The following is a 20,724-nucleotide window of genomic DNA, read 5'->3' on the forward strand; positions in this document are numbered from 1 at the left end:
TCTCCAATAAAAAGGCGCGCTCGATGTGGATGGAGCGCGCTTGGCTTGCGGTTAAAATCGGGCTCATTATAACGGGTCTTTTCCCACCGACACGGCGAGCCGCACATGCCTGTACGCAATCGAGCAAAAAACTGATGTCCACCCCCTGGCATGTATTGGGCGCCGGCAGCCTCGGCACGCTGTGGGCTACACGTCTGGCCCGCGCCGGCCTACCGGTCAGATTGATCGTGCGTGATGCCGAGCGCTTGCGCAGCTATAAAGCAGCGGGCGGGTTGACGCTGGTCGAACATGGCTTGGCCAGTACCTACGCGATCCCCGGCGAGACACCGGATAGTCCCGAGCCGATCAGCCGTTTGCTGGTGGCCTGCAAAGCCTACGACGCAGAAAACGCCGTCGCCCGCCTCGCCCCACGACTGACAGCGGACGCCGAACTGATCCTTCTGCAGAACGGCCTCGGCAGTCAGGACGCCGTCGCCAACCGTGTGCCACTGGCACGCTGTATCAGCGCTTCAAGCACCGAGGGTGCATTTCGCGATGGCGACTGGCGCGTAGTGTTTGCCGGCCACGGTTTCACCTGGCTGGGCGACGCTGGTCATCCGGTCGCACCGATCTGGCTGGACGACCTGGAGGCCGCGAAAATCCCCCACGAATGGAGCATCGATATCCTCACGCGGCTGTGGCGCAAACTGGCGCTCAACTGCGCGATCAATCCGCTGACGGTGTTGCACAACTGTCGCAATGGCGGGCTGCAGGAGCATCACTGCGAAGTCGCCACCCTGTGCGGCGAACTCGCCGAGCTGCTGGAGCGTTGCGGCCAGCCGGCCGCCGCCGACAATCTGCAACAGGAAGTCGAACGGGTCATCCACGCGACCGCCGCCAATTACTCGTCGATGTATCAGGACGTCGCCAACCAGCGCCGCACCGAGATCAGCTATCTGTTGGGCCACGCCTGCAAAGTCGCCGCGCGCCATCAACTGAACCTGCCGCACCTCAATCAATTGCAGCAGCGCCTGGTCACTCATCTGCACAGCCTTGGATTGCCCAGCGACTGAGCAGCGGCTACGCTGGCCACTTGTTCCTTTGCTGCGAAAAACCTGATGCCATTGCGCCAGCGTCTCGAAAACCTGCCGGTCGGCCAGAAACTGCTGGCTGCCCTGTTGGTGCTGTTGACCACTGTTCTGCTGGTCGCCAACCTGACCTTTATCAGCGCCGCCTATTACATCTCCCAGGAAAGCATGGCACCGCAGGCCTTGCAGACCATCGGCCGACTGATTTCCAACCCGAGTCTGGTCAGCGAAGCCCTGCAATCACCGCAAAGCGCCGAGCGCCTGCTCAAAGAACTCGACAGTTACTCACCGCTACGCGCCGCCGCGCTGTATGACGGCAAGGGCGAACGCCTGGCGCAAGTCCAGCGTGGCGATAAACTCAACTTGCCGGAGCGCTATCGGCACATCGAAGCGTGGCAACTGACTGAATTTCGCAGCAACCAGTTGATCACCCTGCCCCGCCCCGGCACCGCGCCGGGCCATCTGTTGCTGGTCGCCAGCAGCGAACTGCCGATGGCGTTCTACACCGGCACCCTGACCGCGAGCCTCGGCATTCTGATTTTCAGTGTGTTGCTGTGGCTGGTGATTGCCCGGCAGATCAAACGCCTGATCACCCGGCCGATCCATCAACTCGAGGAATTGTCGCGTCAGGTCACCCGCGAGGAGAACTACGCTCTGCGTGCCTCACGCGGCAATCATGACGAAATCGGCAGCCTCGCCGAAGCATTCAATACCATGCTGTCGCGCATCGAAGCCCGCGAACAGCAACTCAAACGTGCCCGCGATGACTCGCAAGCGGCCTATGATCAGGCGCAGGGGCTGGCCGAGGAAACCCGCCACACCAACCGCAAGCTGGAACTGGAAGTCCAGGTGCGCAGCAAGATCGAGAAGAAGCTCACCGGCTTCCAGAATTACCTCAACAGCATCATCGACTCGATGCCCTCGGCACTGATCGCCCTCGACGAGCAGCTTTACGTCACCCAGTGGAACCAGGAGGCCAGCGCCCTCTCCGGCACCCGACTCGACGAAGCGCTGAACCAGCCGATCTTCCTCGCCTTCGAACCGCTCAAGCCGTTTCTGCCGCAGCTCAAGCAGACCGTCGAGCAGCACACCGTGGCGAAAATCGAACGGGTAACCTGGTTCAAGGACGACGAACCGAAGCATTACGCGCTGACCTTCTACCCATTGATGGGCGGTGCCGGGCGTGGCGTGGTGATCCGTATCGACGACATCACCCAGCGTCTGTCGCTGGAAGAAATGATGGTGCAGTCGGAAAAAATGCTCTCGGTCGGCGGTCTCGCCGCTGGCATGGCCCACGAAATCAACAACCCGCTGGGCGCGATCCTGCACAACGTGCAGAACATCCGGCGGCGCCTGTCCGCCGATCTGCCGAAGAACCTCGAAACCGCCGAGCAACTGGGCATCGAACTGGATACCGTGAACCGCTACCTGCAGGGCCGGGAAGTGCCGCAACTGCTCGACGGCATTCAACAGGCCGGCGCCCGTGCGGCGAAAATCGTCACGCACATGCTCAGCTTCAGCCGGCGCAGCACCCGGCAAATGGCGCCGTGCGATCTGCCGGCGCTGATCGATCAAGCCGTGGAGATCGCCGGCAACGACTTCGATCTGGCCATCGGTTTCGACTTCAAGGGGCAAGCGATCATCCGCCAGTTTGACCCGGCGCTCGGTCCGGTGCCGGGCACTGCCAACGAACTGGAACAGGTGCTGCTCAATCTGCTGAAAAACGCCGCGCAGGCGATTCACCAGCGCGAAGACGACAGTGAGCCGGGGCGGATCATCCTGCGCACCAAACTGAATCCGCCGTGGGCCGAGATTCAGGTTGAAGACAATGGCATCGGCATGAGCGAGAACGTGCGCAAGCGCACCTTCGAGCCCTTCTTCACCACCAAGGAAATCGGCCAGGGCACAGGGCTTGGCTTGTCGGTGTCGTACTTCATTATTACCAACAATCACAAAGGGCAGATGGAGGTGCAGTCAGCACCGGGCCAGGGCACCTGTTTCACCTTGCGCCTGCCGCTGACGCAACCGCTGTCCATCGCTGCCGAAACCAATCCATTATCGAGGTAACCCATGGGCTTTCGCCTGTCGAAAATCTACACCCGCACCGGTGACAAAGGCGAAACCGGCCTGGGCGATGGCCGCCGCGTGCCCAAGGATCACCCACGCATCGAAGCGATTGGTGAGGTCGATACGCTGAACAGTCAGGTCGGCGTGCTATTAGCCGGATTGATTGCCGAGCGTGAGGCCTGTCCGGGGTTGAATGAACTGATCGAGGTGTTGGCGCCTTGTCAGCACCGCTTGTTTGATCTGGGTGGCGAGTTGGCGATGCCGGCGTATCAGGCGTTGAATGCCGCAGAGATCGAACGACTGGAAGCCGCGATCGATGTGTGGAACGAGGAATTGGGGCCGCTGGAGAATTTCATTTTACCGGGCGGGTCGATGTTGATTGCGCAGGCGCATGTATGCCGGAGCCTGGCGCGGAGTGCCGAGCGGCGCTGTCAGCATTTGAATGCGCTGGAGCCGTTGACCGGGGTGGGACTGGCGTACATCAATCGGTTGTCGGATTTGTTGTTTGTCGCGGCGCGGTTGATTGCGCGGCGGCAGGGGATTGCGGAGATTCTTTGGCAGCCGGCGGCAAAACCCGCAGAGATGTAGTGTTTGATCGGCCGCCATCGCTGGCAAGCCAGCTGCCACAGGGTTTCATGGTGTACACAACATTTGTGAACGGCACTAAAACCTGTGGGAGCTGGCTTGCCAGCGATGAGGCCGCTAGCCTTTACAGAGAGTCAGGCCAGAACGCGCGAATCCCCGCCACGCCTTGCGCACCCACGCCCCAGGCTTTTTCGCGCTCCGCCGGGCCAACCCCACCCAACAAAAATACCGGTTTACTGAAGCCCTCGATCAACACCTGAGCCTGTTCCCAACCCAGCGGCTGCGCATCCGGGTGGGTCAAGGTCGGTTGTACCGGCGACAGCGTGACGAAATCCACGCCCATCTGCTCGGCCAGCGCCAGTTCTTCTGCGTTGTGGCACGACGCCGCCAACCAGCGCTCCGCCGGCAACGGACGCCCCGCCGCAGCGTGTTTGCGCAACTGCGCGGAGGTGATGTGCCATCCGGCGGACGGGAAATCGCCGAGCCATTCGAACGGCCCCTTGATCATCAACTGCGCCTTACCGGCACATAGCCCCGCCGCGTCTACAGCCAGATCACGGTACTTGGGGTCATAGCCGTTCGGTGCGCGCAGCTGAATCAACTTGATCCCGCCGGCAATCGCCTTCTGGATACCGCGCAGCAACGCCGGGGTTTCCAGGTCTTCCGGGGTAATCAGATATTCCGCGGGCAAACGCGCGGCGGCAACGATCGGCTGGTTGGCGGCCGGGAACTCGTAGTTCGCCAGTTGTTTCGCGGTAACCCAGGCCAATGGCTGGCCTTCGGCACCGTGCGGTTCACCGGTGAATGCCGAAACTTCCCAGACATCCAGCAACACTTGCTTGTCCGGGTAGTCGTGACGCACTTTGATCAGCGGTCGGGCGGCGCCAACGACGATACCCAACTCTTCGTGCAGCTCCCGGGCCAGTGCGCTTTCGACCGACTCGTCGGCCTCGACCTTACCGCCGGGAAACTCCCACAGACCACCCTGATGCTGGGTGTCGGCGCGGCGGGCGATGAGGATTTTGCCGCTGTCGTCACGAATGACGGCAGCGGCGACGTGTACACGTTTCACGGATTCAACTCCTCCAGTCCAGCCTTTTGCCACGCCTTGAAGGCGGGCCATTGGTAGACGGTTTCAACATAGGCTTCGTCGGCGGCCGGCAGCTTCACCTGATAAGTGCGCAGACGCACGGCAATCGGCGCGAAGAAGGCATCGGCCAGACTGACACGGCCAAACAGATAGGGGCCGCTCTCGGTGGCAGCGGCACGGCACTCGGCCCACAGCGCGAGCATGCGCTCGATATCAGCCTTGACCTCCGGCGGTACCGGGTTCAGCGGTGCGTCATGGTTGAGGTTGAACGGCATGTGATTGCGCATGGCGAAGAAACCGCTGTGCATTTGCGCGCAGGCGGATCTGGCCTGAGCACGGGCGAAGATATCGCTCGGCCAGAGCTGCTCGGACGGAAACTGTTCAGCGAGGTATTCGGCGATGGCCAGCGAATCCGCGACGGTACCGCGCGAGGTTTGCAGCAGCGGCACCTTGGCGGTCGGCGAGTGCTTGAGCAGCCGTTCGCGGGTATCGGGCTTGCCGAGTTTGATCAGCTCTTCGGTATAGGGTGCGCCGGTCAGTTCAAGCGCCAGGGCGGCGCGCAGGGACCAGGAGGAAAGCAGTTTGTCGCCGATGATCAGGTGCAGGGACATGGTTGGGTGCCTTTCATCAGGATGGACAGGCCGGATCTTCGGTGCCTGACAGGTCGCCATCGCGAGCAGGCTCACTCCTACAGGGATTTGTGAAATACACAGATCCCTGTGGGAGCCAGCCTGCTGGCGATGCAGGCGACTCGGTCTCAGGTTAGATCACGTGCGATATTCAGCGTTGATCTTCACGTATTCATGCGACAGGTCGGTGGTCCAGATGGTTTCGCTGCAATCGCCGCGACCCAACTCGATACGGATAGTGATCTCTTCCTGCTGCATCACTGCCGAACCCTGCGCCTCAGTGTAGGTCGCGGCGCGAGCACCACGGCTGGCGATGCACACGTCGCCAAGGAACACGTCGATCTTGCTCACGTCCAGATCCGGCACGCCGGCACGGCCAACGGCAGCGAGGATACGGCCCCAGTTCGGGTCGGAGGCGAACAGCGCGGTCTTGATCAGCGGCGAGTGCGCCACGGTGTAGCCGACGTCGAGGCATTCCTGATGATTGCCGCCGCCATTCACTTCAACCGTCACGAACTTGGTCGCGCCTTCGCCGTCACGCACGATGGCCTGGGCCACGTCCATGCACACTTCGAACACCGCTTGCTTCAGTTTGCCGAACAGCTCGCCTTCGGCGCGGGTGATTTCCGGCAGCGCAGCCTTGCCGGTGGCGATCAGCATGCAGCAATCGTTGGTCGAGGTGTCGCCGTCGATGGTGATGCGGTTGAACGATTTATTGGCGCCGTCGAGCATCAAATTGTGCAGGACTTCGCGGGAGACTTTAGCGTCAGTGGCGATATAGCCAAGCATGGTCGCCATGTTCGGGCGGATCATGCCCGCGCCTTTGCTGATGCCGGTGACGGTGATGGTGACGCCGTCATGCTCGAACTGGCGGCTGGCGCCCTTTGGCAGGGTGTCGGTGGTCATGATTCCGGTAGCAGCGGCTTCCCAGTTGTTTTCCGACAGGTCGTCCAGCGCGGCTTGCAGCGCGCCTTCGATCTTCTCGACCGGCAGTGGCTCGCCGATCACGCCGGTGGAGTACGGCAGAATCTGGCTGGCATCAACACCGGTCAGTTCGGCCAGTCTGGCGGTGGTGCGCTCAGCGGCAGCCAGGCCTGGCTCGCCAGTGCCCGCGTTGGCATTGCCGGTATTGGTCAGCAGATAACGCACGGCGTTCTGTACGCGTTTCTTCGCCAGAATCACCGGCGCTGCGCAAAAGGCGTTCAAGGTGAACACGCCCGCCACGGTCGAACCTTCGGCGCAGCGCATCACAACAACATCTTTGCGCCCGGGGCGCTTGATGCCGGCCGAGGCGATACCGAGTTCAAAACCGGCAACCGGGTGCAACGTTGGCAAAGGACCAAGACCAACAGCCATGAATGCGCTCCTTACTCAATGATGTCAGCACCGTCGCGCGCGGCAACGGTGGTTTAAATGGCAAAACGCCGCGACGGCAGGAGCCGGTCGCGGCGCGGGTATTTCAGCGACTGAAACGGGTTTTACTGGATCTGCCCGTGGCAATGCTTGAATTTCTTGCCCGAACCGCAGTAGCACAGTTCGTTGCGGCCCAGCTTCTGCTCATTGCGAACCGGGGCAGTGGCGAGGGCCACATCGACCTCTTCACCGAGTATTTCCGGTTGCTCCAGGCCCGGGGCTTCAGCGTGTTCGAACTGCATGCGGGCGGCCAGTGCTTCGGCTTCCTGACGCAGACGTTGCTCTTCGGCTTCCGGATCTTCGCGGCGCACCTGAACGTGCGACAGCACACGGATCGAATCGCGCTTGATCGAATCGAGCAGCTCGGAGAACAGCGTGAACGACTCGCGCTTGTATTCCTGCTTCGGGTTCTTCTGAGCGTAGCCACGCAAGTGGATACCGTGACGCAGGTGATCCATGGTCGACAGGTGGTCTTTCCACAGATCGTCCAGCACGCGCAGCACAATTTGTTTCTCGAACGAGCGCAGTGCGTCGGCACCGGCCTGATCTTCTTTCTCGTTGTACGCCGCCATCAGCTCGGTCATGAGCTTCTCGCGCAGGGTTTCTTCGTACAGGTGATCGTCTTCGTCGAGCCATTGCTGAATCGGCAATGTCACGCCGAAATCGCTGGCAATCGACGCTTCCAGACCAGCCACGTCCCACTGCTCAGGCAGCGATTGCGGCGGAATATGTGCGCTGACGGTGGCGTTGAGCACGTCCTGACGGAAATCGGCGATGGTTTCACCGATGTTGTCAGCGGCCAGCAACGTGTTACGCATGTGATAGATCACTTTACGCTGTTCGTTGTTGACGTCGTCGAACTCGAGCAGTTGCTTACGGATGTCGAAGTTACGGCCTTCAACCTTGCGCTGCGCCTTCTCGATCGCATTGGTCACCATGCGGTGCTCGATCGCTTCGCCCGGCTGCATGCCCAGGGCTTTCATGAAGTTCTTCACTCGATCAGAAGCGAAGATGCGCATCAGGCTGTCTTCCAGCGACAGGTAGAAGCGGCTGGAACCGGCGTCACCCTGACGGCCGGCACGGCCACGCAGCTGGTTGTCGATACGACGCGATTCGTGACGCTCGGAGGCAATCACCTGCAGACCGCCGGATTCCAGCACTTGCTGGTGACGCTTCTGCCAGTCGGCCTTGATCTGGGCAATCTGCTCAGGGGTCGGGTTTTCCAGCGAGGCAACTTCAACTTCCCAGTTACCGCCCAAGAGGATGTCGGTACCACGACCGGCCATGTTGGTGGCGATGGTCAGGGCGCCCGGACGACCGGCCTGCGCGATGATCTCGGCTTCTTTTTCGTGGAACTTGGCGTTCAGAACCTTGTGTTCGATGCCTTCTTTCACGAGCAAAGCGGACATGTGCTCGGAGGTTTCGATGGTGGCAGTACCCACCAGCACCGGACGACCGGCCGCCATGCTTTCCTTGATGTCCGCAACGATCGCCGCGTATTTCTCTTCGGCGGTCAGGAACACCAGGTCGTTGAAGTCTTTACGCGCCAACGGTTTGTTCGGCGGAATGACCATGACCTCCAGACCATAGATCTGGTGGAATTCGAACGCTTCGGTGTCAGCGGTACCGGTCATGCCGGACAGCTTGGTGTACAGACGGAAGTAGTTCTGGAACGTGGTCGAGGCCAGGGTCTGGCTCTCGGCCTGGATGTTCAGGCCTTCTTTGGCTTCGATGGCCTGATGCAGGCCTTCGGACAGACGACGACCCGGCATGGTACGGCCGGTGTGTTCGTCGACCAGTACGACCTGGCCGTCCTGCACGATGTATTCGATGTTGCGATTGAACAGCTTGTGCGCACGCAGACCGGCATACACGTGGGTCAACAGGCCCAGGTTGTGTGCCGAGTACAGGCTCTCGCCTTCAGCCAGCAGGCCGACGCGGGTGAGCATGTCTTCGATGAACTGGTGACCGGCTTCGTTGAGTTCGACCTGACGGGTCTTCTCGTCAACGGTGTAGTGGCCAGCCTTGGTGACTTCGCCTTCGACTTCTTCAACGTGCAGTTCCAGCTGCGGGATCAGTTTATTGATCTCCATGTACAGCTTGGAGCTGTCCTCGGCCTGACCGGAGATGATCAGCGGGGTACGCGCTTCGTCGATGAGGATGGAGTCGACTTCGTCGATCACGGCAAAGTTGAGTTCGCGCTGGAATTTTTCTTCCATGCTGAACGCCATGTTGTCGCGCAGGTAGTCGAAACCGAATTCGTTGTTGGTGCCGTAGGTGATGTCGGCGGCGTACGCCAGACGTTTCTCTTCCGGCGGCTGGAACGGCGTCACGACGCCAACGGTCAGGCCGAGGAATTCATACAGCGGGCGCATCCAGTTGGCGTCACGACGCGCCAGGTAGTCGTTCACCGTCACAACGTGCACGCCCTTGCCGGACAGTGCGTTGAGGTAAACGCCCAGGGTCGCTACGAGGGTTTTACCCTCACCGGTGCGCATTTCGGCGATCTTGCCTTCGTGCAAGGTCATGCCACCGACGAGCTGCACGTCGAAGTGGCGCATACCCATGATGCGCTTGCCGGCTTCGCGGGCGACCGCAAAGGCTTCTGGCAGCAGCTTGTCGAGGGTTTCCCCTTTGGCGATGCGGGCCTTGAACTCATTGGTCTTGGCGCGCAATTGATCGTCCGAAAGGGCCACCATTTGCTCTTCGAAGGCATTGACGAGCTGCACCGTCTTGAGCATGCGTTTGACTTCACGCTCGTTCTTGCTTCCAAAAAGTTTCTTTAACAAAGGCGCAAACATATCGGCAGGATCTTCCACACTAAAGGGATGGAGGGCGGCCCCGTGAGCGTCGCCCGTGCAGCCCTCATGGCCGCATGCGAACGAGCATTCTACCCGGAAACGGAAGTGAGGAAAGTGGCGATGTTCCACGATGCTGGCACTGCGCTTTGACGGGGCTCACTTAAAATAGGGGCGTTTTGCTCAACTTCAAGTCATACAAGGCAGAAGTTAGTTGTTGATTTAATGGGTAAAGCGGGGGCAAAAGCAATGGGCGAGTGAGTTTGGCCTTTCTGCTACCATGGCGATTCTGTTACTTCAGGTGTTCGATCATGGCATTTCGCCCTCTTACGGCCAAAGCACCCGCCGTTCTCTTGCGCGAAGCCAAGCCGCTCAAAGCCATCCTCGGCCATGCCCAGCGCCTGGGCCATTTACAACGCCTGCTCGAAAGCCAATTGCAGCCCGCCGCCCGCGAACATTGCCATGTAGCGTCATGGCGTGAGGGCAGTTTGTTGCTGATCGTCACCGATGGTCACTGGGCCACGCGCCTGCGTTACCAGCAAAAACGCTTGCAGCGACAATTGCAGATGTTTGACGAGTTCGCGAGTCTGACGCGGATTCTGTTCAAGGTGCAGCCGCCGACGGTTCAACGCGGGTCAGCCGGGCACACGATGGATTTGTCCACGGATGCAGCGGCGACGATTCAGGCCACGGCAGACGGGATCACTGATCCGGGATTGCGCGCGGCGCTGGAGCGCCTGGCGGCGCACGCCAAAGACAAGTCCTGACAGCTATCAATAATTGTAGGAGTGAGCCTGCTCGCGATAGCGGTGAAACAGTCGACATTGTCGTGACTGGCATACCGCAATCGCGAGCAGGCTCACTCCTACATTAGGTCAGCGGCGTTTGCTGCCACCGAGTAAAGAGCCCATCAAGCCGCGTACCAGTTGTTTGCCAAGGTTATTGGCAGCCTGGCGCATCGCCGATTTCAGCGCTTGCCCGGCAGCGGTGCCGAGGAACTCTCCTGCTCTGTCGGCCAGGCTCGGCTCTTCAGGCGCAGGCTTGCCGGCGGGCGCCTCGGCTTCAGGCGCCAGGCCTTTGCGCCCCATCAGAATTTCATAAGCCGATTCACGATCAATCGGCTTGTCATAGCGCCCCTTGAACGGCGAGCCGGCAATCAGCAGCGTGCGTTCGGTTTCGGTCAGCGGCCCGATCCGCGATTGCGGCGGTGCGACCAGTACGCGCTGAACCATTTCCGGCGTGCCTTTCTCGGTCAGCGTGCCGACCAACGCCTCGCCGATCCCCAATTCAGTCAACACCGACAAACTGTCGAACGCCGGATTCGGCCGGAAGCCGTCCGCCACTGCACGTAGGGATTTCTGCTCTTTGGCGGTAAATGCACGCAAGCCGTGCTGGATGCGCAGACCGAGTTGCGCCAGCACATCATCGGGCAAATCCGCCGGTGACTGCGTGACGAAATACACGCCAACACCTTTGGAGCGGATCAGGCGCACCACTTGCTCGAGGCGCTCCTGCAAGGCCTTGGGCGTATCGCCAAACAATAAATGCGCCTCATCGAAAAACAACGCCAGCAGCGGTTTGTCGGCATCGCCTCGCTCTGGCAACTGCTCGAACAACTCAGCCAGCAGCCACAACAGGAACGTTGCATAGACTTTCGGCGCCTCGTGCACCAGACGGCTGGCGTCGAGCAGATGAATGCGCCCCCGCCCCTCGGCAGTCGGTTGCAGAATGTCTTCGAGTTGCAGTGCCGGTTCGCCAAACAAGGCTTCGGCGCCCTGCTGCTCAAGGATCGCCAGGCGGCGCAACAGCGCCTGACTGGAACCGGTGGTCATCAACGCCGCGTCTTCGCCCAGCAGTTGCGGATTGTCCTTGAGATGATTGAGCAGCGCCTTCAGATCTTTCAGATCCAACAGCAACAAGCCCTCGCGATCAGCGACCTTGAAGGCTGCGTAAAGCGCCGATTGCTGGCTGTCAGTCAGTTCCAGCAGGCTGCCGATCAACAGCGGGCCCATTTCACTCAAGGTGGTGCGCAACGGATGACCGGACTCACCGTGGATATCCCACAAGGTCACCGGATACGCCTGCGGCTTGTGGTTGAGCCATGGCATCCCGGCGATACGCTCGGCGACCTTGCCTTGCGGGTTGCCGGCCGCACCGAGGCCACACAGATCGCCCTTGATGTCCGCGGCAAACACCGCGACCCCGGCGTCACTGAACGCCTCGGCCAAACGCTGCAAGGTGACGGTTTTACCGGTACCGGTGGCGCCAGCGACCAGTCCGTGACGGTTTGCCAGGCGCATGGCCTGAGCAATCTGCTGGCCTGCGAGGTCTGCGCCGATTACGAGTTGCGAGGAGTCAGGCATTTTGTCACCCAATGGTTAATCTTTGATTACGCATGGCCGATACAGAAGAGTGAGAGACCCGACCACAAGTCAGGCCGGACATTTCCCTAAGGAGAGACGGAAATATCAGCTTGTTTTCACCCTTGCCCATTTTGCGCGCTTCTATAAAAGCACGCCCTGGACATTAAGACCTTAGCGGAACCCCAAGCCATGAACAAAAATCTGCGCTTCAGCCATAAAATTTTGCTTGCCGCCGCCCTCATCGTCATCGCCGCTTTCGCCTCGTTTACGCTGTACAACGACTGGTTGCAGCGCAATGCGATCCGCGATGACCTGAACAACTATCTCAACGAGATGGGCGAGGTCACCGCCGGCAATATCCAGACCTGGCTCAGCGGCCGCATTCTGCTGATCGAGAACGCCGCCCAGAACATCGCCATCAACCCGGAACCGGTCAATGTCGCCAGCCTGCTGGAACAGAAAGCCCTGACCTCGACGTTCATGGCGTCCTACCTCGGTGATGCCACCGGCCACTTCACCATCCGCCCGGATGCGAAGATGCCGGACGGTTTCGATCCACGGGTGCGCCCTTGGTATAAAGGTGCCGAGAGCAGCAGCACCTCGACCCTGACCGAGCCGTACATCGACGCCGCCACTGGCCAGTTGATCATCTCCATCGCCACCGCCTCGAAAAAGGCCGGCCAGAGCGTGGGCGTAGTCGGCGGCGACCTGAGCCTGCAATCGCTGGTCGACACCCTCGCCGCCCGCGATTTCGACGGCATGGGTTATGTGTTCCTGGTCAGCGCCGACGGCAAGATCCTCGTGCACCCGGACAAGGCGCTGGTGATGAAATCACTGAAAGAAGCCTATCCACAGGACACCCCGCGCATCAGCAGCGACTTCAGTGAAGTCACCGTCGATGGCAAGACCCGCATCGTCACCTTCGCGCCGATCAAAGGCCTGCCGTCAGTGAACTGGTACATCGGTCTGTCGGTGGACAAAGATCAGGCGTTCGCGATGCTCAGCGAGTTCCGCACCTCGGCAGTGATCGCGACAGTGATTGCCGTGGCGATCATCATTGCCCTGCTCGGCATGCTGATCCGCCTGCTGATCCAGCCGCTGCATGTAATGACCCGCGCCATGGAAGACATTGCCGACGGCGAAGGTGATCTGACCAAACGCCTGACCATCGTCAATAACGATGAATTCGGCATCCTCGGTACCGCGTTCAACCGTTTCGTCGAGCGAATTCACGGTTCGATCCGCGAAGTGTCTTCGGCGACCGGCCAGGTTAACGAGGTCGCCCTGCGTGTAGTCGCCGCGTCGAACTCGTCGATGTACAACTCCGATCAGCAAGCCTCGCGCACCAGCAGTGTCGCCGCGGCGATCAACCAGCTCGGCGCCGCCGCGCAGGAAATCGCCCGCAATGCCGCCCAGGCTTCGAATCAGGCCAGCGACGCTCGCGGTCTGGCTGAAGACGGCCAGCAAGTGGTCGATCGCAGCATCAAGGCGATGAATCAACTGTCGAGCATGCTCAGCGCATCGAGCAGCAATATCGAGTCGCTGAACAGCAAGACCGTGAACATCGGTCAGATTCTCGAAGTGATCACCAGCATTTCCCAGCAAACCAACCTGCTGGCGCTCAACGCTGCGATTGAAGCGGCACGTGCCGGTGAGGCCGGCCGTGGTTTTGCCGTGGTGGCCGATGAAGTGCGCAATCTGGCGCACCGCACCCAGGAGTCGGCGCAACAGGTACAGACCATGATCGAGGAGCTGCAGGTTGGCGCTCGTGAATCGGTGAGCACCATGAGCGACAGCCAGCGCCACAGCCAGGACAGCGTCGAGATTGCCAACCTCGCCGGGGAGCGCTTGAACAGCGTGACGCAGCGCATTGGCGAGATCGACGGGATGAATCAGTCGGTGGCCACGGCGACCGAGGAGCAGACCGCTGTTGTGGAATCGATCAACGTCGATATCACCGAGATCAATACGCTGAATCAGGAGGGCGTGGAGAACTTGCAGGCGACGTTGCGTGCTTGTTCGGATCTGGAGCAGCAGGCTTCGCGGTTGAAACAGTTGGTGGGTAGTTTCCGCATCTGAAGATCAAAAGCTTTACCCCCTCACCCCAGCCCTCTCCCCCAGGGGGCGAGGGGGAAAGGGAGCCGATCTTCATGCTGTTCAGAACCTGAGTTCGACTGAAGACTTTCAGGTCGATGCATAAAACCCAAACACCTCGGTCAGTCCCCTCTCCCTCCGGGAGAGGGTTAGGGTGAGGGGCTCTTCCGCTCTGAAGCTCTTCAGCTCTACCGCGCAATCCCGACCGAACATCTATTCTTGATAAAGGTCAACCAAGGGAGAACCACGCAGCGGAGGGTTGGTCACCGTGCATATCGCCGACATCACTATGTTCTACGCCCCGGCCAGCGGCGGCGTGCGCACTTATCTGGATGCCAAACACCGCCGGCTCGGGGTCAAACCCGGCATTCGCCACAGCCTGTTGATTCCCGGCGCGCATTTCGGCGAACACGACGGCATTTACACGGTTCCCGCCCCTGCCCTGCCGTTCGGCAAAGGTTACCGCTTCCCTGTACGCCTCGCGCCATGGCGCAATGTGCTGCAGGATTTGCAGCCCGATCTGATCGAAGTCGGCGATCCTTATCTGACCGCCTGGGCTGCGCTGGATGCGCGGCGGCAGCTGGACGTGCCGGTGATCGGTTTCTATCACTCGGATCTGCCCTTGCTGGTCGGCAATCGCATGGGCCATTGGGTAACGCCGAATATCGAGGCCTATGTCACCCGGCTTTACGGCAACTTCGACCGGGTCCTGGCGCCCAGTCAGGTCATGGCTGACAAGCTCAGCGGACTCGGCGTGCGCAATGTTTTCGTGCAGCCATTGGGCGTGGACCTGCAGACCTTTCATCCAGACGCGGGCAACCGCAATCTGCGCGCGGAACTGGGCATCGCCGAAGAGACGCGCCTGTTGATTTTCGCCGGGCGCGGTTCGAAAGAGAAAAACCTGCCAGTACTGCTCAATTGCATGAAACGCCTTGGCCCGCGTTATCACCTGCTGTTGGTCGGCTCATCAATGCCCGCTGCCGTACCGGACAACGTCAGTGTGATCGATGAGTTCTGCCCGCCACACAAAGTCGCGCAATTGATGGCCAGCGCAGACGCGTTGGTCCATGCCGGTGATCAGGAAACCTTCGGTCTGGTGATTCTTGAAGCCATGGCCTGTGGCATTCCAGTGGTCGCCGTGGCCGCGGGTGCCTTCGAGGAAATCATCAGCGAGTCCTGTGGCTTGCTGTGCGCGCCGAACAACCCGCAAGCGATGGCCAATGCCGTGCGCGAACTGTTTAGTCGCGGCTGCGTGAAACTCGGCCAACAGGCGCGCGAGCATGTTGAACAGCATTACGCGTGGGACACGGTGGTCGACAGTCTGCTCGATCACTATCACGCCGTCCTCGGCCACACACTGCCACGAGTCGCCAATGGCTGAATCGACGAATCTCCCGGCTGTGCTGCTGGTGCTGCACGACGTGGCGCCCTCGACTTGGGCGGATTACCAACCGTTTGTCGCAGCGGTCGACGCATTGGGACAAGTGCCGATGACGTGGCTGGTGGTGCCGGATTTCCATCGGCACAACGCCCTCAATGCTCACCCGGCGTTTCGCCGATTGCTCGATGAACGCGTTGCCCGTGGCGATGAACTGGCCCTGCACGGTTACTTCCATGATGATCAGGAACCCGGCCCGACAACCCCGCGCGACTGGTTCATGCGCCGGGTCTACACCCATGAAGGCGAGTTCTACCGCTTGTCCCGCGAGTCCGCCCTCGCCCGTCTGCGCGCGGGTATCGATGTATTTCAGCGTTACGACTGGCCCCTGCACGGTTTCGTCGCCCCTGCCTGGCTGATGAGTGACGGCACCCGCCAGGCCCTGCGTGAGTTGCCGCTGAGCTATACCAGTGATCCGCAGCATCTGTATCGGTTGCCGGAGTTCACCGCCATCAATGCTCCAGGTCTGGTCTGGAGCGCCCGCAGTGCCTGGCGCCGAGGCTTGTCGAAGTTAGTCTGCGAGCAGCGGGAACAGCGCTGGTGCCAGGCACCGGTGATTCGGCTAGGCTTGCACCCGGTGGACATGCGCCACCGTTTCTGCCGCGATTACTGGTTGAAAACCCTTGAACGACTGCTGGCGGAAGGACGCGTACCGATGACTAAAATCGACTGGCTGGCGCAACAGCACAGCCAATGGGAGCGCGCCGCATGAGTCGCGGCATTCTGCTGCTGATCGGCCTGCTCGCGGCCGTGCTGATTCCGGTGGTGCTCGGCGGCAGCGAAACCTGGGCGCGCCTGCAAAGCTTTCCGCTGCACTGGCTGCTGGTGATGTTCGGCATGATCCTGCTGTGCTGGGGCATCAATACCCTGCGTTTACGTTTGCTGCTCGGCGATCAGTGCGATCGCGTCACGCCGATGAAGAGTCTTGGCGTGGTCATGGCCGCCGAATTCGCCTATTGCGCGACACCCGGTGGCAGCGGCGGACCACTGACGATCATGGCCCTGCTGGCCCGATCGGGTGTGCGCCCGGCGCGAGGCAGCGCAGTGTTTGCCATGGATCAGTTGAGTGATCTGCTGTTCTTTCTCTGCGCCCTCAGCGGGATTCTGATTTATGCGTTATTTCAACACCTCAGCGATCGGCTGGAATGGCTGCTGATGGTCAGCGCCGTTTCGTTGTTCGGTGGCTTGTTCAGTTGTGTATTGCTCGCGCGTTATCACCGCGCATTGATTCGCCTGAGCGGGCGCCTGTTAGTCAGAATGAACGTCAAGGCCAGCACTCGACGCCGCTGGGCGCGCAAGTTGCTGCACTTTCTCGCCGCGTTCACCGACACGCTGAAGTTGCCTTGGCAGACGCTGAGCAAAGTCTTCGCCCTGACGTGTGTGCATTGGTTGCTGCGTTACAGCGTGTTGTATCTGGCGTTGCGCGGCCTGGGCGCAGACTTGCAATGGGCCTGGAGTTTTCTGGTGCAGATGCTGTCGCTGGGCGCCGGGCAATTCAGTCTGCTGCCGGGCGGTGCGGGGGCGGCGGAGCTGACCTCGGCGGCCTTATTGGCGCCGATGGTGGGGAAATCCACCGCAGCGGCGGCGATCCTGATCTGGCGGGTGGTGACGTATTACTTTTACCTGCTGGTGGGTGGCCCGGTGTTTCTGTTGATGCTGGGGCGGCCGCTGTTGAAGAAGCTGATGAACGTCAGACAGGCTTCTTGACGTCGTCCTGCTGCTGTTCTTTGAGTTGTTCCCACAACTCGGCAGCGCCGGGAAACTCGGTACCATCCTCAGGGCTCATGTCCTCGGGATCATATCGACTCAAACAACCCTCGCCCAACGTTGCCGGAGCTTTGGAAGTGGCTTTGTCCAGTGGATCACTCATGAACATTTCCTCGGGTCAGAAACGGCAAAGGGCCTGGAACGATTGAACGCCCAGACCCTTGGTTTTTCAAGCCTGCGTGGGTTCGATCAGAACACCACAGTCTTGTTGCCGTGCACCAGCACGCGATCTTCAAGGTGATAACGCAGGCCGCGCGCCAACACCATCTTCTCGACGTCACGGCCGAAACGCACCATGTCTTCGATGCTGTCGCTGTGACTGACGCGAACCACGTCCTGCTCGATGATCGGGCCGGCGTCCAGCTCTTCGGTCACGTAGTGGCAGGTCGCACCGATCAGTTTCACGCCACGCAGGGAAGCCTGGTGGTACGGCTTGGCGCCGACGAACGACGGCAGGAAGCTGTGGTGAATGTTGATGACCTTGTGCGCGTATTCGCGGCACATGTCCGGCGGCAGGATTTGCATGTAGCGCGCCAGCACCACCACTTCAGCGTCGTGCTGTTTGACCAGGCGCGACACTTCGTCGAAGGCCGGTTGCTTGTCCTGCGGGTTGACCGGGACGTGATAATAAGGAATGCCGTGCCACTCGACCATGCTGCGCAGGTCATCGTGGTTGGAAATCACGCAGGAGATTTCGCAGTCCAGTTCATCGCTGTGCCAGCGGTGCAGCAAATCGGCGAGGCAGTGGGATTCGCGGCTAGCCATCAGCACAACGCGCTTTTTCTGCTCGGTGTCGGTGATGCGCCAGTCCATCGAGAACTCTTCGGCGATCGGCGCAAACTTCTCGCGCAGCACTTCAATACCGAAAGGCAGCGAATCGGCACGAATTTCGTGACGCATGAAGAACCAGCCGACTTGGTTGTCCGAGTGGTGGCTCGCTTCGGTGATCCAGCCGTTATGGGCTGCCAGAAAATTACTGACTTTGGCAACAATGCCAACGCGGTCCGGGCAAGATATCACCAGCCGAAAAGTGCGCATGAGGGGGAAACTCCAGAACTTCGCAAAGGCCGCCATTCTAGCGGCTGCGCAGGAAAACTGCAGTATTGATCAGCACGGTCCGGGGCAGGCTCGGCATGACGGATGCTTGACGGGGTGATCGTCCACCTGACAGTGATCCCGTGGTATCGCTTGATCAGACAACTGTGAATATCTGTGATGACTGGGTCACACTATTTAACTGAATATTCAATAGATGGCAGTTTCTCGTAACTAATTTAAATAAAAACTCAGGTTAAATGTTTACTTGATGAAACAGCCTGACTATTATTGCGGCACTGTCCCCCTGCCATTCAGCACTCTACTAAGGTAGTAATCATGTCCTTGATCAACGAATACCGCGCCACCGAAGAAGCTATCAAAGAGCTGCAAGCCCGTTTGAAGAACCTGTCCCAAGACGACAAACTGCAAGCCGAGCTGGAATTCGAAGGCAAACTGCGCACCCTGATGGGCGAATACTCCAAGTCCCTGCGTGACATCATCGCGCTGCTGGACCCGGAAGCAAAAACCAAAGCAGTACGCGGCGGCGCAGTAAAAACTACCGGCACCAAGCGTGCTCGCAAAGTTAAACAATACAAAAACCCGCACAACGGCGAAGTCATCGAAACCAAAGGTGGCAACCACAAAACTCTGAAAGAGTGGAAAGCCAAGTGGGGCGGTGACGTGGTTGAAGGCTGGGCTACCCTGCTGGGCTAAGCCGCAACGCCTTCGCAGAGATATCCGCGAAAAAACAAACGCCAGCGAATGCTGGCGTTTTTTTTATGCCCGGCATTTAAGCCCGGTCATGTTCGATTTCAAAGACTCAAACGTTTGCGTAATGCCTGGACATAATTTTGCCATTCATTGAGCACTTCACTCTGCAGCGGCGTGGCATTAAGTGACCACTGCTCTGCCGCTTCTGTAAAAGACTTCAAGGTATTCGGCGCGCCCCATTCAGGCGCGGACAAGCGCTGCTGACAAAATAATCTCCAGCGTTCTTGCTCTTCGAAATTCAACGTCTCGGGAAAGTTGCGTGCGCGATATCGAAAAAGTAATTCGGGCAAACGTTCGTCATCGAAAGGCCATTGCTCTTGCGCTAGTTGTGACGGGTCGGCGCTCCTCACTTGCTCACATAGACGCCGGTCGCGGTCACCGATAAATCCGTCGTACAACTGTTGTTCCGGATCCTCACTCGGAATGAAATCTTCGCTGACATAAATTTCCGCTACTTTATCTTTCCAAACTTGTTGTGCGTCAGTTAGCCGCAGTGCTCGCTGTTGATACAGGGCCATGTCCAGCCCCAGACGTTGCTGATCCTGCGCGCGCAAAACCGCCAGCGGTGCCACCACCGGACAACGGTTGATGTGAATCAGCTTGAGCGGCACCGGCAACTCGCCTTCCAGCAAGTCGTCGCGGCGGGTGTACAAACGCTCGCGCAGGGTTTGCGCGTCGAGATCGAGCAACCCCTGCGGATCGAGGTGCAGGTCGCAGACGATCAGGGCATTGCGGTTTTTCGGGTGCCAGGCCAGTGGCAGCACCACACCGACATAACTGCGCGCCGCCGAGAAACGCCCGGAAACATGCACCAGCGGCTGCAGCAGGCGAATCTGATCCATGACTTTTTGCTTGCTGCGCAACTGGAACAGCCAGTCATACAGTTTTGGTTGTTTCTCGCGGATCAACCGCGCCAGTGCGATGGTCGCGCGTACGTCTGACAACGCTTCGTGGGCATGCCCGTGATCGATATTGTTCGCGGCCGTCAGGCGTTCGAGCTTGAGGGTCACCCGGCCTTCGTCATCGGTCGGCCAGACCAGGCCGTCAGGACGCAGCGCATAAGCGGCGCGCACCACATCAATCAGATCCCAACGGCTGTTGCCGCCCTGCCACTCCCGGGCGTACGGGTCGAAGAAATTGCGATACAGACTGTAACGGGTCATCTCGTCGTCGAAGCGCAGCGTGTTGTAACCGGCGCCACAGGTGCCCGGTGCCGCGAGTTGGGCATGCACGCGAGTCATGAAATCAGCCTCGCTCAAACCCTTTTCGGCGAGCTGGCTCGGGGTGATGCCGGTGATCGCGCACGCTGCCGGATGCGGCAGGATGTCCTCGCTGGGCTGGCAATAAAGATTGACCGGCTCGTCGATCTCGTTGAGCGCATGGTCGGTGCGGATCCCGGCCACCTGCAACGGGCGGTCGTTACGCGGATTGATGCCAGTGGTTTCGTAGTCGTACCAGAAGATTGAAGTCACGGGCGGTTCCTGAACTGAAGATCGGCAAAGTCTAGGCGCTCGACCGCGCTCGCGGCCAGCCTCGCGTCATTCAAACACTTCGCGCTTCACGATGTGCAATACATAGTTATGTCGTTTTCCCCCGAGAGGCTG

General features: G+C 59.9%; 17 protein-coding genes and 1 pseudogene. 10 read left to right on the forward strand and 8 right to left on the reverse strand.

Going from position 1 to position 20,724, the window contains the following annotated elements; all coding sequences use genetic code 11:
* Nucleotides 1-134 precede the first annotated feature (134 nt).
* Genes ACM6JQ_RS07570 through ACM6JQ_RS07580 form a run of 3 tightly spaced genes read left to right on the forward strand, consistent with a single transcriptional unit; the run spans nucleotide 135 to nucleotide 3,722 of the window.
* The gene (locus ACM6JQ_RS07570; protein WP_414893493.1) at nucleotides 135-1,052 is read left to right on the forward strand and encodes a putative 2-dehydropantoate 2-reductase; all 918 of its coding nucleotides are present in this window, start codon (nucleotides 135-137) and stop codon (nucleotides 1,050-1,052) included.
* 45 nt (nucleotides 1,053-1,097) lie between these two features.
* Nucleotides 1,098-3,134 carry a HAMP domain-containing sensor histidine kinase gene (locus tag ACM6JQ_RS07575; RefSeq protein ID WP_095112283.1) on the forward strand — a complete coding sequence of 679 codons (2,037 nt, stop codon included), beginning with the start codon at nucleotides 1,098-1,100 and terminating at the stop codon, nucleotides 3,132-3,134.
* A 3-nt stretch (nucleotides 3,135-3,137) separates the two neighbouring features.
* On the forward strand, nucleotides 3,138-3,722 hold the full coding sequence (locus ACM6JQ_RS07580; RefSeq protein ID WP_414893494.1) for a cob(I)yrinic acid a,c-diamide adenosyltransferase: 585 nt from the start codon (nucleotides 3,138-3,140) through the stop codon (nucleotides 3,720-3,722).
* Between the two features lie 121 nt (nucleotides 3,723-3,843).
* Here the strand turns inward: ACM6JQ_RS07580 and ACM6JQ_RS07585 are convergent, their stop codons facing one another.
* The 4 genes from ACM6JQ_RS07585 to secA form a co-directional block, all read right to left on the reverse strand.
* Nucleotides 3,844-4,791: a Nudix family hydrolase gene (locus ACM6JQ_RS07585; RefSeq protein WP_414893495.1), complete on the reverse strand. Its 948-nt coding sequence runs from the start codon at nucleotides 4,789-4,791 to the stop codon at nucleotides 3,844-3,846.
* The gene (locus tag ACM6JQ_RS07590) at nucleotides 4,788-5,420 is read right to left on the reverse strand and encodes a glutathione S-transferase family protein (protein ID WP_007912762.1); all 633 of its coding nucleotides are present in this window, start codon (nucleotides 5,418-5,420) and stop codon (nucleotides 4,788-4,790) included. Before ACM6JQ_RS07590 ends, ACM6JQ_RS07585 begins: the two co-directional genes overlap by 4 nt.
* Nucleotides 5,421-5,576: 156 nt before the next feature.
* Nucleotides 5,577-6,794: a bifunctional glutamate N-acetyltransferase/amino-acid acetyltransferase ArgJ gene (argJ, locus tag ACM6JQ_RS07595; protein ID WP_007912763.1), complete on the reverse strand. Its 1,218-nt coding sequence runs from the start codon at nucleotides 6,792-6,794 to the stop codon at nucleotides 5,577-5,579.
* A gap of 122 nt (nucleotides 6,795-6,916) precedes the next feature.
* Entirely contained in the window at nucleotides 6,917-9,652 is a 2,736-nt protein-coding gene (gene secA, locus ACM6JQ_RS07600; RefSeq protein ID WP_007912765.1) for a preprotein translocase subunit SecA, read from the reverse strand.
* A 308-nt stretch (nucleotides 9,653-9,960) separates the two neighbouring features.
* On the opposite strand from secA, the gene ACM6JQ_RS07605 reads away from it, so the two are divergent.
* Nucleotides 9,961-10,416 (forward strand): DUF721 domain-containing protein, encoded by a 456-nt coding sequence (locus ACM6JQ_RS07605; protein WP_007912767.1) that lies wholly within the window; start codon nucleotides 9,961-9,963, stop codon nucleotides 10,414-10,416.
* A 108-nt stretch (nucleotides 10,417-10,524) separates the two neighbouring features.
* On the opposite strand, the gene ACM6JQ_RS07610 is transcribed toward ACM6JQ_RS07605, so the two are convergent.
* The gene (locus ACM6JQ_RS07610) at nucleotides 10,525-12,012 is read right to left on the reverse strand and encodes a helicase HerA-like domain-containing protein (RefSeq protein WP_007912768.1); all 1,488 of its coding nucleotides are present in this window, start codon (nucleotides 12,010-12,012) and stop codon (nucleotides 10,525-10,527) included.
* A gap of 189 nt (nucleotides 12,013-12,201) precedes the next feature.
* On the opposite strand from ACM6JQ_RS07610, the pseudogene ACM6JQ_RS07615 reads away from it, so the two are divergent.
* The 5 genes and pseudogenes from ACM6JQ_RS07615 to ACM6JQ_RS07635 all read left to right on the forward strand — a co-directional run.
* Nucleotides 12,202-13,233, forward strand: a pseudogene (locus ACM6JQ_RS07615) (cache domain-containing protein); the annotation flags it as partial.
* A 93-nt stretch (nucleotides 13,234-13,326) separates the two neighbouring features.
* Complete coding sequence (locus ACM6JQ_RS07620) at nucleotides 13,327-14,091, forward strand: methyl-accepting chemotaxis protein (RefSeq protein WP_371043227.1); 765 nt, start codon at nucleotides 13,327-13,329, stop codon at nucleotides 14,089-14,091.
* Nucleotides 14,092-14,374: 283 nt separating this feature from the next.
* A complete protein-coding gene (locus ACM6JQ_RS07625; protein ID WP_095112436.1) occupies nucleotides 14,375-15,487 on the forward strand; it encodes a glycosyltransferase family 4 protein in 1,113 nt (370 codons plus the stop codon).
* Entirely contained in the window at nucleotides 15,480-16,256 is a 777-nt protein-coding gene (locus ACM6JQ_RS07630; RefSeq protein ID WP_414893496.1) for a DUF2334 domain-containing protein, read from the forward strand. The genes ACM6JQ_RS07625 and ACM6JQ_RS07630 overlap by 8 nt, the downstream gene beginning before the upstream one ends.
* Nucleotides 16,253-17,251: a lysylphosphatidylglycerol synthase transmembrane domain-containing protein gene (locus ACM6JQ_RS07635; protein WP_414893497.1), complete on the forward strand. Its 999-nt coding sequence runs from the start codon at nucleotides 16,253-16,255 to the stop codon at nucleotides 17,249-17,251. The genes ACM6JQ_RS07630 and ACM6JQ_RS07635 overlap by 4 nt, the downstream gene beginning before the upstream one ends.
* Here the strand turns inward: ACM6JQ_RS07635 and ACM6JQ_RS07640 are convergent.
* Together ACM6JQ_RS07640 and purU are read right to left on the reverse strand one after the other, a co-directional pair.
* The gene (locus tag ACM6JQ_RS07640) at nucleotides 17,235-17,414 is read right to left on the reverse strand and encodes a hypothetical protein (RefSeq protein ID WP_007912773.1); all 180 of its coding nucleotides are present in this window, start codon (nucleotides 17,412-17,414) and stop codon (nucleotides 17,235-17,237) included. The two genes, ACM6JQ_RS07635 and ACM6JQ_RS07640, sit on opposite strands and share 17 nt — an antisense overlap.
* A gap of 86 nt (nucleotides 17,415-17,500) precedes the next feature.
* Entirely contained in the window at nucleotides 17,501-18,349 is an 849-nt protein-coding gene (purU, locus tag ACM6JQ_RS07645; RefSeq protein WP_007912774.1) for a formyltetrahydrofolate deformylase, read from the reverse strand.
* Nucleotides 18,350-18,685: 336 nt separating this feature from the next.
* Here purU and mvaT point away from each other — a divergent pair, with 336 nt between their 5' ends.
* Nucleotides 18,686-19,063: a histone-like nucleoid-structuring protein MvaT gene (mvaT, locus tag ACM6JQ_RS07650; RefSeq protein WP_007912775.1), complete on the forward strand. Its 378-nt coding sequence runs from the start codon at nucleotides 18,686-18,688 to the stop codon at nucleotides 19,061-19,063.
* Between the two features lie 98 nt (nucleotides 19,064-19,161).
* On the opposite strand, the gene sbcB is transcribed toward mvaT, so the two are convergent.
* A complete protein-coding gene (gene sbcB, locus ACM6JQ_RS07655) occupies nucleotides 19,162-20,592 on the reverse strand; it encodes an exodeoxyribonuclease I (RefSeq protein ID WP_007912776.1) in 1,431 nt (476 codons plus the stop codon).
* Nucleotides 20,593-20,724 lie beyond the last annotated feature (132 nt).

Source organism: Pseudomonas sp. IT-232MI5 (genome assembly GCF_949767845.1).
Lineage (GTDB): Bacteria > Pseudomonadota > Gammaproteobacteria > Pseudomonadales > Pseudomonadaceae > Aquipseudomonas.

Coding starts and splice junctions, on each gene's coding strand:
- ACM6JQ_RS07570 (WP_414893493.1), top strand. CDS start 135: ATGTCCACCCCCTGGCATGTATTGGGCGCCGGCAGCCTCGGCACGCTG.
- ACM6JQ_RS07575 (WP_095112283.1), top strand. CDS start 1,098: ATGCCATTGCGCCAGCGTCTCGAAAACCTGCCGGTCGGCCAGAAACTG.
- ACM6JQ_RS07580 (WP_414893494.1), top strand. CDS start 3,138: ATGGGCTTTCGCCTGTCGAAAATCTACACCCGCACCGGTGACAAAGGC.
- ACM6JQ_RS07590 (WP_007912762.1), bottom strand. CDS start 5,420: ATGTCCCTGCACCTGATCATCGGCGACAAACTGCTTTCCTCCTGGTCC.
- argJ (WP_007912763.1), bottom strand. CDS start 6,794: ATGGCTGTTGGTCTTGGTCCTTTGCCAACGTTGCACCCGGTTGCCGGT.
- secA (WP_007912765.1), bottom strand. CDS start 9,652: ATGTTTGCGCCTTTGTTAAAGAAACTTTTTGGAAGCAAGAACGAGCGT.
- ACM6JQ_RS07605 (WP_007912767.1), top strand. CDS start 9,961: ATGGCATTTCGCCCTCTTACGGCCAAAGCACCCGCCGTTCTCTTGCGC.
- ACM6JQ_RS07610 (WP_007912768.1), bottom strand. CDS start 12,012: ATGCCTGACTCCTCGCAACTCGTAATCGGCGCAGACCTCGCAGGCCAG.
- ACM6JQ_RS07620 (WP_371043227.1), top strand. CDS start 13,327: ATGTACAACTCCGATCAGCAAGCCTCGCGCACCAGCAGTGTCGCCGCG.
- ACM6JQ_RS07630 (WP_414893496.1), top strand. CDS start 15,480: ATGGCTGAATCGACGAATCTCCCGGCTGTGCTGCTGGTGCTGCACGAC.
- ACM6JQ_RS07635 (WP_414893497.1), top strand. CDS start 16,253: ATGAGTCGCGGCATTCTGCTGCTGATCGGCCTGCTCGCGGCCGTGCTG.
- ACM6JQ_RS07640 (WP_007912773.1), bottom strand. CDS start 17,414: ATGAGTGATCCACTGGACAAAGCCACTTCCAAAGCTCCGGCAACGTTG.
- purU (WP_007912774.1), bottom strand. CDS start 18,349: ATGCGCACTTTTCGGCTGGTGATATCTTGCCCGGACCGCGTTGGCATT.
- mvaT (WP_007912775.1), top strand. CDS start 18,686: ATGTCCTTGATCAACGAATACCGCGCCACCGAAGAAGCTATCAAAGAG.